The sequence below is a fragment of the Rhodococcus maanshanensis NBRC 100610 genome (assembly GCF_001894865.1).
GTDB classification, from domain to species: domain Bacteria; phylum Actinomycetota; class Actinomycetes; order Mycobacteriales; family Mycobacteriaceae; genus Rhodococcus_G; species Rhodococcus_G maanshanensis.
The window spans coordinates 1-12183 of record NZ_BCXA01000020.1 but is presented as its reverse complement, the minus strand read 5'-3'; the positions used below and the strand labels follow the sequence as shown (position 1 = coordinate 12183).

General features: G+C 69.4%; 10 protein-coding genes. 7 read left to right on the top strand and 3 right to left on the bottom strand.

The window, feature by feature from the left end:
- Positions 1-59: 59 nt before the first annotated feature.
- Positions 60-761 (bottom strand): hypothetical protein, encoded by a 702-nt coding sequence (locus RM1_RS10600; RefSeq protein WP_072751267.1) that lies wholly within the window; start codon positions 759-761, stop codon positions 60-62.
- A 107-nt stretch (positions 762-868) separates the two neighbouring features.
- On the opposite strand from RM1_RS10600, the gene RM1_RS10595 reads away from it, so the two are divergent.
- Entirely contained in the window at positions 869-1462 is a 594-nt protein-coding gene (locus RM1_RS10595; RefSeq protein ID WP_072751266.1) for a DUF3000 domain-containing protein, read from the top strand.
- Here the strand turns inward: RM1_RS10595 and RM1_RS10590 are convergent.
- The gene (locus tag RM1_RS10590) at positions 1431-2696 is read right to left on the bottom strand and encodes an alpha/beta hydrolase (RefSeq protein WP_083576652.1); all 1266 of its coding nucleotides are present in this window, start codon (positions 2694-2696) and stop codon (positions 1431-1433) included. The two genes, RM1_RS10595 and RM1_RS10590, sit on opposite strands and share 32 nt — an antisense overlap.
- Positions 2697-2776: 80 nt before the next feature.
- On the opposite strand from RM1_RS10590, the gene RM1_RS10585 reads away from it, so the two are divergent.
- From RM1_RS10585 to RM1_RS10565, 5 genes are all read left to right on the top strand, one after another.
- Complete coding sequence (locus tag RM1_RS10585) at positions 2777-4201, top strand: WS/DGAT/MGAT family O-acyltransferase (protein WP_072751265.1); 1425 nt, start codon at positions 2777-2779, stop codon at positions 4199-4201.
- A gap of 52 nt (positions 4202-4253) precedes the next feature.
- On the top strand, positions 4254-5525 hold the full coding sequence (locus RM1_RS10580) for a ribonuclease D (RefSeq protein ID WP_072751264.1): 1272 nt from the start codon (positions 4254-4256) through the stop codon (positions 5523-5525).
- 70 nt (positions 5526-5595) lie between these two features.
- Entirely contained in the window at positions 5596-6801 is a 1206-nt protein-coding gene (locus tag RM1_RS10575) for a thiolase family protein (RefSeq protein WP_072751263.1), read from the top strand.
- Positions 6802-6803: 2 nt separating this feature from the next.
- Entirely contained in the window at positions 6804-8909 is a 2106-nt protein-coding gene (locus RM1_RS10570) for a 3-hydroxyacyl-CoA dehydrogenase NAD-binding domain-containing protein (RefSeq protein ID WP_072751262.1), read from the top strand.
- A 239-nt stretch (positions 8910-9148) separates the two neighbouring features.
- Positions 9149-10159, top strand: coding sequence for an alpha/beta hydrolase (locus tag RM1_RS10565; RefSeq protein ID WP_083576651.1), 1011 nt, complete (start codon positions 9149-9151; stop codon positions 10157-10159).
- Between the two features lie 252 nt (positions 10160-10411).
- Here RM1_RS10565 and RM1_RS10560 read toward each other — a convergent pair whose 3' ends face one another.
- A complete protein-coding gene (locus RM1_RS10560) occupies positions 10412-10684 on the bottom strand; it encodes a sigma factor-like helix-turn-helix DNA-binding protein (RefSeq protein WP_072751357.1) in 273 nt (90 codons plus the stop codon).
- A 463-nt stretch (positions 10685-11147) separates the two neighbouring features.
- Here RM1_RS10560 and RM1_RS27030 point away from each other — a divergent pair.
- Positions 11148-12183 (top strand): Ig-like domain-containing protein (locus RM1_RS27030; protein ID WP_143187329.1); only part of this gene is annotated, 1036 nt, incomplete at its 3' end.

Sequence of the window (12183 nt, the reverse complement as noted above, 5' to 3'; positions counted from 1 at the left end):
CCGGCCATGCTGCCAGATCCGCGACCGGGAACCCGACTCCCGATGCGGCCTCCGGCGACTCACGCGCCGATCTGGCCGGCGATCCGGTGCTCGAGCTGTGCTCGGGCACCGGCCGGGAGCACGATCAGCCCCTCGAGGTCCTTACGCGCCTTCACGTACGCGCTCTGCCGCTCCTCCGGCGTGGCCGCCTCGTCCATGGCCAGCCGCAGGAGACTCTGGGCGCGCACCAGGCGCTCTTGCTCGCGGGCGGTGAATCCGGTGCGACGCCGTCGCTTCGCCTCCGATTCGCAGACATCGAAGGCAATCGCGTAGGCATGCACGGCGGCGCGGTACTCGACCTGCGCCTCGTGGTTACCCACCATCGACTCCTGGTCCTCCGGCCGCAGCAGGTCCGCCTGCCGCTTCGCCTTGTGGAACTCGACCGTCAGGGGTTCGCGCATGTCGGTCATCATCGGGAAGTCGAGCAACGTCACGAGACTCATCTCGTATCCGAACCAGCGAGCATCGGTCTGGTCGTGCTCGTCGACGATCTTGGCGATCTCGCGTCGCTGGGTCTGCTCGTCGGTCTGGTTCTGCGCCTTGGCCCGAGCGATCTCGATCTTGGTCTGCTGCTTCAGGCGGTAGCGCTCCTGCCGCCGCTCGGCGCGTCGCTGATTGGCCGCGCCGACCGCCTTAACCGCCCCGCCGATACTCCCGCCGAAGACGAAGAGCAGCCACCAGGAGTGCGACAGAAACCCGAGGACCTGATCCACACTCTTCATGATGCCCGCAGCGAGGCCGACGCACGAAGCGGGGCGCCGGGAGCCGATGCCGCTAGAACCGGCGCGCCTCCACCGGCGACGATCGGGGCAGGTCTAACGTCCGCGGTGTGACCACGTCGGGATCCCCTGCCGAGCCTGCTCAGTTTCGCAGCGCGATAGCCGCGATGCAGAAGGCCTCGGTTCACCCGCAGATCGAGGTCGGTCCGATCCGGCCGCCTCAGCGGTTGGCGCCGTACAGCTACGCGCTCGGCGCCGAGGTCCGGCATCCCGAATCCGACATCGTGGCCGAACAGTCCGAGGGCGACGCCTTCGGACGGCTGATCCTGCTGTACGACCCCGAGGGCGACGAGGCCTGGAACGGCACCATGCGACTGGTCGCCTACATCCAGGCCGACCTCGACGCCGACCTCGCCGCGGACCCGCTGCTGCCGGAGGTCGCCTGGAGCTGGCTGGTCGACGCGCTCGAGTCCCGCGGCGAACCGATGACCGCGCTCGGCGGCACCGTGACCGCGACCAGCTCGGTGCGGTACGGCGACATCGCCGGCCCCCCGCACGCCCACCAGCTCGAGCTGCGCGCCTCCTGGACTCCGACGTCCCTCGAACTCGGGGCCCACGTGGAGGCCTTCTGCGAGGTCCTGGCCTATGCGGCAGGCCTTCCGCCGGTCGGCATCACCCAGCTCGGGAGTCCGAAGCAGGGTTGAGCTCGGTGTGCGGGCGCTCCGCGGGCTCCTCGCCGGAGGACTTACCCGCCCGGACCGACTCGAGGAACGCCGCGATCGCGCGGATCACCTGATCGCTCCGAATCGAGTGGAAGATGTCGAAGGCGTGCTGCGCGCCGCGCAGTTCCGCGTAGGCGACCGGGCTCGTCGAGATCGCCCGCAGCCTCGACACGAACTCCCTTGCCTCGGTCACCGGCAGGAGGGAGTCGTGCGTGCCGTGTACCACGAGGAACGGCGGTGCATCGGCGCGCAGCTTCGCCAGCGGCGACGCGGCCAGGTAGTCCTCGGGGAACCGTGCACCCTTGCCGAGCACCATCTCGCTGATCCTGGACTCGACCCGGGCGCGAACCTGCTTGATCCCCGTCTCCGCGGCGAAGTCGTACGCCCCGTACATCGGCACGCAGGCCGACACCGAGGTGTCGACGTCCTCGAAACCGGGCTGGAGCCCGGGGTCGTTGGCGGTCAGCGCGACCATCGCGGCCAGGTGCCCACCCGCCGAGCCGCCGGTGACGGCGAGGAAGTCGGGGTCACCGCCGTATTGTTCGCCGTTCGTCCGCAACCAGGCGACGGCCTGCTTGAGCGCGATGAGGTGGGCGGGCCAGCTGGCGCGCGGCGAGAGCGGATAGTTCACCGCCGCGCACACCCACCCACGCGAGGCCAGCTCCACCATCAGGGGCAGGCCCTGATGGTCCTTGCTGCCGATCACCCAGCCGCCGCCGTGGATCTGCAGCAGCATCGGCGCATTCGGCGGCAGGTCGCGGTGGTGATAGACGTCGACGCGGAACCGGGCGCCGCCCGGCGCGTACTCGAGGTTGCTGACCCTGGCGACATCGTCGCGGCGCATCCGGAACGGCCTGCTGCTCGAGCGCCAGTCGATGGGACTGCCCGCACCGGGATCGTCGACGCCGATCTCGCGCAGTGCATCCGCCATCTCCTGGCCCGCGCGGCGGGACGAGACCATCGCCGCCGTCAGGCCAGCTGCAGACGCCGCCGCGAGCGCCAGACCCAGCCGATCGCTGCGCGTTGACGCGCCGTGGCGAGCCAGGTGGACACCCGCGTCGAGGACCGTCGCCCCGAGTTGCTGCGGTGCCAGTTCCGATGTCAGCCAGCCGGCAAAGAAGGCGGGTACGGATGCCCACATGCCGGGGACGGGCCGCAGCGCGTTGGCCGTCAGCGCCGCATTGACCGCCTGCCGGATCAGGAAACCTCGTGTCATGTGACCTCTTTCACCCCTGTGCCCGGAGCGGGCTTCTCCGTTCACCCGATTCAATATTAGAAGCGCTCTAAAGTTGGGACATGGAGAGACTGAGCGGTCTGGATTCAACGTTCCTCTATCTCGAAACCCCCACCCAACTCCTGCACGTCTGCGGACTGATCGTCCTCGACGTCTCGACGGTCCCGGGCGGATACGACTTCGGAACCTTCAAGACGGAGCTGGCTGCGCGCGTCGCGGGCATACCCTCCTTCCGCAGAAAGCTGCACGACTCCGTGCTGAACCTCGACCACCCGGTCTGGGTCGACGACCCCGGATTCGACATCGACCGGCACGTGCACCGGATCGCGGTACCCGGCCCCGGCGGCCGCGAGGAGATCGCCGAGCTGTGCGGCCACCTCGCGGGCCAGCAGATGGACCGCACCATCCCGCTGTGGGAGATGTGGGTCATCGAGGGCTCTGCGGACGGCACCGTCGCGATCATGTCGAAGATGCATCACGCGAACGTGGACGGGGTCACAGGGGCGAGCATGATGGCGCAGCTGTGCGGGCTGACCCCCGACGCGCCACGACCGGAGGTCGACCCAGACCAGCGCTCAGCGGGCGACGCGGACACCCTCGATCTCGCGGTCAGCGGCCTGCTCGGTTTCGTCAGCCGTCCGCTCCAGCTGGCCAAGGCCCTGCCGAGCGGGATCGCGCTGCTGCCGAAGTGGATCACCCGCGCCAGGCGCGGCGAGGCGATGCCTGCCCCCTTCACCGCGCCGAGGACCTCCCTCAACGGGTCGCTGACGGGCCATCGCAATATCGCCTACGCGCAGCTCGACCTCGCGAAGGTCAAGCTGGTCAAGGACGCCTTCGACGTCAAGGTCAACGACGTGGTGCTCGCGATGGTCGGCGGCGCGCTGCGCCGCTACCTGTCCGACCGCGACGAGCTGCCCGAGACCTCGCTGGTCGCGATGGTCCCGGTGTCGGTGCACGAGACCTCCGATCGACCGGGGACCAACCAGATCTCGGGAATGTTCACCCAGCTGGGCACCCAGATCGGCGACCCGGTCACCCGGCTCACCGAGGCCAACGCGCACAACACGATGGTGAAGTCGCACAACGCCTCGCTCGGCGCCAGCCTGCTCCAGGACTGGTCCCAGTTCGCGGCGCCCGCGGCCTTCGGCCCGGCAATGCGGGTCTACTCCTCGCTCAAGCTGGCCGAACGCCATCCGGTGGTGCACAACCTGGTGTGCTCCAACGTCCCCGGCCCGCCGGTCACCCTGTACTTCCTCGGCGCGCGCATCGCGGCGATGTTCCCGCTCGGCCCGATCTTCCACGGCGCCGGACTCAACGCCACGGTGATGTCGCTCGACGGCAAGTTAAACGTCGGCCTGGTGTCCTGCCCGGAGCTCGCCCCCGAGCTGTGGGACCTTGCCGACGCCTTCGCGCCCGCCCTCGAGGAGATGGTCAAGGCCGCCCGCGCCAAGACCCGCAAGCGCAAGGCCACGCCTGCCAGGACGTGACGCGCACCGGCATCTGCGGAACCGCCGGGTACGCGCCGTAAGGTCATTGTTCATGTCCGATGCCAGCGACCAGGCCCCCGAGCGCACCGCAGTGCCGCTCCTGACCCCCGCAGGCGGGCTCCCCGAGCTCGTCGACTCGACCCGGTTGCTGGCGGCGGCCGTCGACCGGCTCGCCGGGGGCACCGGCCCGCTCGCGGTCGACGCCGAGCGCGCCTCCGGCTTCCGGTACTCGAACCGCGCCTACCTGCTGCAGTTCCGGCGGGCGGGGGCGGGCACCGTCCTGGTCGACCCCATCCCGATCGCGGGCGAACTGGCCCCGCTCGCCGAGGTGATCAACCCGCTCGAGTGGGTGCTGCACTCGGCCGATCAGGATCTTCCCGGCCTCGACGAGCTCGGCATGCGACCAGCCGCCCTCTACGACACCGAGCTGGCGGGCCGGCTGGCCGGATACGAGCGGGTCGGCCTTGCCGCGATCGTCGAGCGCAAGCTCGGCTTCGAGCTGAAGAAGGGGCACGGCGCCGACGACTGGTCCAACCGCCCGCTGCCCGAAACCTGGCTGAACTACGCGGCCCTCGACGTCGAGGTGCTCCTCGAACTGCGCGACGCCGTCGCCGAGGACCTCGAGTCCCAGGGCAAGACCGATTGGGCCGCGCAGGAATTCGAGCACGTGCGGCTCGCAGGCCCGCCGAAGCCCAAGCCCGACCGCTGGCGGCGCACGTCGCAGATCCACTCCCTCAAGTCCCCGCGCCAGCTGGCCGCGGTCCGCGAACTGTGGACCGCGCGGGACGAGTTGGCCCGCAAGCGTGACGTCGCGCCAGGGCGGGTGCTGCCCGACTCGGCGATCGTCGCTGCGGCGTCCGCCGACCCCAGGTCCGTCGACGCGTTGCGGTCGCTGCCGGTGTTCGGCGGACCGCGTCAACGCCGGTCCTCGGCACTGTGGATGCAGGCACTCGAACGGGCGAGGGCACTCTCGCCCGAGGAACTGCCCCCTGTGACGCAGCCGTTCACCGGTCCGCCGCCGATCAACCGCTGGTCCCGCCGCAACCCCGAGGCCGCCGAGCGGCTGGCGGCGGCCCGCACGGCCATCACCGGACTCTCGGAGCGGGTGAAGGTCCCGGTGGAGAACTTGCTCACCCCCGAGCTCGTCCGGCGCCTGTGCTGGGACTTCGATCCCGCCGGTCACCCAGGGGACCCAGCGCAGGTGACCGCCGAGATCGACCAGACCCTGACGGCAGGCGGCGCAAGGCAGTGGCAGCGCGAGCTGACGGCCCCCCTGCTCGCGGAGGCGCTGCGCACGGCACCCACCCATGTTACCGGTGAGTAATACGCGCTAGAGTGGACGGGCCGGACGTCGTGTCCGGCCGTTCGTCCACTCCAGCCAGGAGGAATCCAGCGTGGCTGCTCCCGCATCACAGCGCAGCGTCGTCTTCGTCGACGGCATCCGTACCCCGTTCGGCAAGGCCGGACCGAAGGGCATGTACGCGGAGACCCGTGCCGACGACCTCGTCGTCAAGGCCATCCGCGAACTGCTCCGCCGCAACCCGCAGCTCGACCCCGCCCGTATCGACGAGGTCGCCATCGCCGCGACCACGCAGACCGGCGATCAGGGCCTGACCATCGGCCGCACCGCCGGAATCCTCGCCGGCCTGCCGGAGACCGTCCCCGGCTTCGCCATCGACCGCATGTGCGCGGGCGCGATGACCGCCGTGACCACCACCGCGTCCGGCATCGGCTTCGGCCAGTACGACGTCGTCATCGCGGGCGGCGTCGAGCACATGGGCCGTCACCCGATGGGCGAGGGTGCCGACCCCAACCCGCGCTTCCTGGCCGACCGCCTGGTCGATCAGAGCGCGCTGGTGATGGGCAACACCGCCGAGAACCTGCACGACCGGTTCCCGACCATCACCAAGGAGCGCACCGACGCCTACGCCGTCGCGTCGCAGGCCAAGTACCAGGCGGCAAAGGAGGCCGGCCACATCGCCGACACCCTGGTGCCCGTCGCCACCCGCTCGGCCGCAGGCTGGGGCCTCGCCACCGAGGACGAGCCGCCGCGCCCCGGCACCACCGTCGAGGACCTCGCGGGCCTCAAGACCCCGTTCCGTCCCGCGGGCCGGATCACCGCGGGCAACGCGGCCGGCCTGAACGACGGCGCCACTGCCGCGATCCTCGCGGGCGAGGACACCGCCATCGAGCTCGGCCTGCCGATCGGCATGCGCATGGTCGGCTTCGCGTACCAGGGCGTCGACCCGGCCGTGATGGGCTACGGACCGGTCCCGGCCACCGAGAAGCTGCTGGCCCGTACCGGATTGAAGATCGAGGACATCGGCCTCTTCGAGCTCAACGAGGCATTCGCGGTCCAGGTCATCGCCTTCCTCGAGCACTACGGCATCGCCGACGACGACCCGCGCGTCAACCCGTGGGGCGGCGCCATCGCCTGCGGCCACCCCCTCGCCTCCTCGGGAGTGCGTCTGATGACGCAGCTCTCCCGCCAGTTCGCCCAGCGTCCCGACGTCCGCTACGGCCTGACCAGCATGTGCATCGGTCTCGGCATGGGCGGAACCGTGATCTGGGAGAACCCGAACTTCGACGGAGCCAAGTAACCATGTCTGAAATCGCAACCGCATTCGCCGACGAGGTCGTGACGAACGCGTACACCAAGCTCGTGTCCGTGCCCGGGATCGACGGTCAGGTCGCCCTGATCACCCTCGACAACGGCTTCGACCACACCAAGCCGTCGTCCTTCGGCCCCGGCGGACTCACCGCGCTCGACGCCGCGCTCGACGAGGCCTTCGCCGCGAACCCCGCGGCGATCGCCATCACCGGCAAGCCGTTCATCTTCGCCGCGGGCGCGGACCTCAAGGGCGTGCCGTCCATCACCAGCCGCGAGCAGGGCATCGAGCTGGGCCGCCTGGGCCACAAGGTGTTCCGTCGCCTGCGTGAGTCCACCGTCCCGACCTTCGCCTTCGTCAACGGCGTCGCGCTCGGCGGCGGCCTCGAGGTCGCGCTGCACAGCCACTACCGCACCGCATCCGAGAGCGCGGGCGCGCTCGGCCTGCCCGAGACCATGCTCGGCCTGGTCCCCGGTTGGGGCGGCACGCAGCTGCTGCCGAACCTGATCGGCGCCGACAAGGCGGTCACCCTCGTCCTCGAGAACCCGCTCAACAACGGCCGGGTCATCAACCCGAAGAAGGCCCTCGAGCTCGGCGTCGTCGACGCGGTGTTCGGTTCCGCCGACTTCATCGAGCAGTCCCTCGCCTGGGCCGCGCAGGTCCTCGCGGGCGAGATCACCCCGGCCCGCCCGGAGATCGACCGCGGCCAGGGCTGGGACGACGCCATCGCAAGGGCGAAGGCCCTCGTCGCGGGCAAGACGAAGAACAACGCGCCTGGCGCGGTCCGGGCCATCGAGCTGCTCGAACTGGCCCGCACCACCGACCTCACCGATCCGGCCTCGCTCGACGCCGGCTTCGCCGCCGAGGACGAGGCGCTCGCCGACCTACTGATGGCCGACGAGCTGCGCGCGGGCCTGTACGCCTTCGACCTGGTGAACAAGCGGGCCAAGCGTCCCGCGGGCGCGCCGGACAAGTCGTTGGCGCGCAAGGTGACCGGCGTCGGCATCATCGGCGCAGGCCTGATGGCCAGCCAGCTCGCGCTGCTGTTCGTGCGTCAGCTCAAGGTCCCGGTGATCCTCACCGACATCGACCAGGAGCGCATCGACAAGGGTGTCGGCTACGTCCACACCGAGATCGACAAGCTGCAGGGCAAGGGCCGGCTGTCCGCCGACGCGGCCAACCGCCTCAAGGCGCTCGTCTCCGGCTCGCTGGACAAGTCCGCGTTCGCCAAGACCGACTTCGTCATCGAGGCCGTCTTCGAGAACCTCGACCTGAAGAAGAAGATCTTCGCCGAGCTCGAGGAGTTCATCGCCCCCGAGACGATCCTCGCGACCAACACCTCGTCGCTGTCGATCACCGACATGGCGTCCGAGCTCAAGCACCCCGAGCGGGTCGTCGGATTCCACTTCTTCAACCCCGTCGCGGTGCTGCCGCTGCTCGAGATCATCAAGGGTGACAAGACCGACGACGCAACGCTGGCAACGGCTTTCGCGACCGCCAAGTCGCTGAAGAAGTCGGCAGTGCTGTGCGGTGACAAGGCCGGGTTCGTCTTCAACCGCCTGGTCACCCGCACCCTCGGTGAGGTCATGACCGCCGTGGACGAGGGCACCCCGTTCGACGTCGCGGACAACGCGGTCGGCGAGCTGGGCATGCCGATGAGCCCCTTCACGCTGCTGGCGCTCGTCGGCCCCGCGGTCGCGCTGCACACCGGCGAGACCCTGCAGGCCGCGTACCCGGCGCGCTTCAAGAGCTCGCCCGGGCTCGAGGCGCTGGTGGAGGCCCGCAAGCCCGGCGTGTGGACCTACGGCCCCGAGGGCCAGGTCGTCGATCCCGAGGTCGCCGCGCTGTGGCCCCAGGGCGACAAGGCGTCCACCGCCGAAGAGGTCCTCGAGCGCACGCGTCGCGCGTTCGCCGAGGAGATCGCGATCATGCTCGACGAGGGTGTCGTCGCGGCGGCCGAGGACATCGACCTCTGCCTGATCCTCGGTGGCGGCTTCGGCTTCTGGAACGGCGGCATCACGCCGTACCTGGACCGGACCGGCACCTCGGAGGCAGTCAACGGCAAGCGCTTCCTCGCGCCGGGCGTCGCGAGCGTCTAGCCAGAGAAACACCACGTCACGAGGCGGGCGCGGCACGGGAATCCCCCGTGTCGCGCCCATTTCGCGTGGACACGTGCCTCCCCCGGCGACGTTTTGGGCGCCTCCTGCACCGATACAGCGTTATGGTGTCAGATGCCCGTGAACGGCGGCCATCCTCGGCCGCACCGACGAAAGGCAATAACAGAATGCGAGTCAGACGTCTCAGGGGTGGGAGGGCCGTCTCGAGGCTCAAACGCTCGATGCTGGTGTCGTTGGCGATGCTGCTACCGCTCGGGGTGTCGGTAGCAGGTCCGGTTGGCACAGCCAACGCGGCGTTCGACCCGAACTTCGGGTACGACTTCTGGGTCGAGTCCGACATGGGCGGGATCAAGTCGCGCATCTTCCGTGCCGCGGACGGCAACAGGAACCGTGTGGTGTACGCGCTCGACGGGATGCGCGCCCGCAACGATCTCAACGGCTGGGAGATCGAGACCAACGTCGCGCGCGCGCTGACCGCCGCCAACATCAACGTCGTGATGCCGGTCGGCGGGGAGTCCAGCTTCTACGCGGACTGGAACGCGCCGAGCACCTGGGGTCCTGGCGATCTCGGGTCATCCACCGGCAGCTCCAACGGGTCTTCGGGGCTGGGCAGCTCGGATGCCGCGGCCGACGTCGACGGCAAGGCCAACACCTATAGGTGGGAGACCTTCCTGACCCAACAGCTGCCGCGCGCGCTTGCCGAGCGGGAGGGGTTCAGATCCACCCGCAACGGTGTGTTCGGCCTGTCGATGGGTGGCAGCGCCGCACTGACGCTCGCCGCCTACTACCCGCGGCAGTTCAGCTTCGCCGGGTCGTACTCCGGCTTCCTCAACAACTCGGCGCCCGGCATGCGCGAGGCACTTCGCGTCGCGATGGTCTCGGCAGGCGGCTTCAACATCGACGCGATGGCGCCGCCGTGGGGGCCGCAGTGGCTGCGGATGGATCCGTTCGTCTTCGCGCCGATGCTGAAGGCGAACAACACCCGGTTGTGGATCGCTTCCGGCAGCGGACTCCCCGGCCCCGGCGACGTCAGCGATGCCCTCGGCGTCGTGCAGGCCGTCCCGTTGGAGGCGTTGGCACTGGCCAACACCCGCGCGTTCGAGGTCCGGATGGGCACCATCGGCGCAGGCAACGCCCACTACGACTACCCAGCAACGGGAGTCCACAACTGGAAGAACTGGGAGGACCAGGTCAACCGCATGATTCCCGACCTGTCGAGGAACATCGGTTGAGTCGTCCATAGTTAGTTCCGAGATCCGCACCCCCGGTACCGGCGGATTCTAGGGATCGTCGCAACGCGTGAACTGAAAACGGACTGCAAGCCCCTTGCCGCAACTCTTGGTCGCGGCAAGGGGCTTGTACTTGGTTGGACCCGGGTACCGCACGCCATCAAGCGTGCGCGGGCCCTCTACTTCATAAACGGCGGCCAGCGCACCGTGCCGACGCCGGCCACGAACGGGCGCGGCCGAGGTGTCTTGGTCGGGTCAGGTGGCGGGTCGGGCGGCTTCGGCGTTGTAGGCGCGGTGCAGGATGGTGCCCACACCGCCGACCGTCATGCCCACCTCGTTCGCGATCTCACGCAGCTTGAGGCCCTCGGCGCGCAGCTCCAGCACCCGGCGGCGGCGCTCGGCGGCACGTGCCTCGAACTCGGCCCGAGGCTCGGCCATGATGTTGCGCACCGTGCGCGGTGAGATGCCGAGCCGCTCAGCGACTTCGCGGGCCGTCTCGGTCCGTCGTGCGGGGGTTACAGCGCCCACCAGGGATTCCTTCCTCACCAGGTCGCGGTCGATGGCACGCCGCTTGTTGGTGGCAGCGATTGTCCCTGCTGGCACTTATCGGTCATCCACCGGCCCCACCGGCTGATATGCGGGCGATCAGGCCCGCTTCGCCGACCGCGACTCGGTCGGCCCAGAACGCTGCGCTCCGACCTGCCGGAACAGCGACTGCGTTCGGCCACCCTCCTCATTGCGGTGACCTCGCGACGGCAGCAAAGGTCTACCCACTACAAGTCGGCGCGGAGCAGAGCTGAACAGCACCAATGGCCCTGGGGATGGCCAGCGCCAGCCCCGCAGGTCCGGGCCGCCGACGCACGCCCGTCGAGCCCAATATTCATCCCATCAATTTTCGGTAGTCAATGGCAATCATTACCAATACCGTCTCTGGCGCTGACCCGGCCCCAGCGCCTGGTCATACCCGCAACGCTCAATCCGAAAGGTCCCCATGCGTAGTACACGCGCCCGCCGTGCCGCGATGATCGGTACTGCGGCACTGCTTCTGGTCGCGCCGTGCGTGGCCCTCGCGCAGGCCGAACCCGCCGCGCCGGCACCCGCGCTGCCCGCGGACATGGTGGCCGCCATCCAGCGCGATCTCGGACTCAGCCCCGACCAGTACCTCGAGAGGGCCCAGACCGGGCAGGAACTGGCGACGTTCGCCGAGACGCTGCGCGGCAAGTTCCCCGCCGCCTTCTCCGGCGCCTGGCTCGACGAGGCCGGCACCCCGCTGGTCGGCCTCACCGACGGACCCGACAAGGCCGCCGCCCGCACCGCCGTCGAGGCCGCCGGCTACCACGTCAAGGACCAGACGCGCAGCGAACGCACCCTGTCCGACCTGCACGACCAGCTCGACACCTGGATCCAGCAGCTCCCCGCACCGCTGGCCGGTCTTGTCAACGGCACCGTGATCGACCCCGCCGCCAACGACATCGCGCTGGAAGTCAAGGACACCGCCGGGGGTCAGGGCCTGCAACTGCCCGACTTCCTCAACTTCGTACGCGTGGCGAAGGGACCGGCACTCGACTCCCCCGAACCACCGGCACTCGGCTCATCCGGCTCATCCGACCCGACTCGCCCCACCGAACCAACCAAGACGACCGAACCAACCACCACCACCACCAAGCCCACCGAACCAACCACCACCAAACCCTCCGAACCGACCTCCACGATCACCCTCGACCCCATCACCGCGGCACCCAACAGCAACGAGTACACGCTGACCGCGAAGATCACTCCCGCAGCAGCGGGCGGCACCGTCGAATTCAAGGACGGCAACGAGATCCTCGGTAGCACAAAGGTCGAGGCCGACGGCACCGCCACCAGGATCTGGTACGCCCAAACCGACGGCAAGCACACCATCACCGCCACCTTCTCCGGCCGGGACGGCGTCACCGGATCCACCACCACCCAAGAGGTCACGGTCGCACCCGCCGACAACAACACCGTCGCCTCCACGATCACCCTCGACCCCATCAAGGCAGCCA

What these genes read in the sequence shown, in the direction of transcription:
- RM1_RS10600 (WP_072751267.1), bottom strand. Translation starts at nt 761, where the DNA reads ATGAAGAGTGTGGATCAGGTCCTCGGGTTTCTGTCGCACTCCTGGTGG.
- RM1_RS10590 (WP_083576652.1), bottom strand. Translation starts at nt 2,696, where the DNA reads ATGACACGAGGTTTCCTGATCCGGCAGGCGGTCAATGCGGCGCTGACG.
- RM1_RS10585 (WP_072751265.1), top strand. Translation starts at nt 2,777, where the DNA reads ATGGAGAGACTGAGCGGTCTGGATTCAACGTTCCTCTATCTCGAAACC.
- RM1_RS10580 (WP_072751264.1), top strand. Translation starts at nt 4,254, where the DNA reads ATGTCCGATGCCAGCGACCAGGCCCCCGAGCGCACCGCAGTGCCGCTC.
- RM1_RS10570 (WP_072751262.1), top strand. Translation starts at nt 6,804, where the DNA reads ATGTCTGAAATCGCAACCGCATTCGCCGACGAGGTCGTGACGAACGCG.
- RM1_RS10565 (WP_083576651.1), top strand. Translation starts at nt 9,149, where the DNA reads ATGCTGGTGTCGTTGGCGATGCTGCTACCGCTCGGGGTGTCGGTAGCA.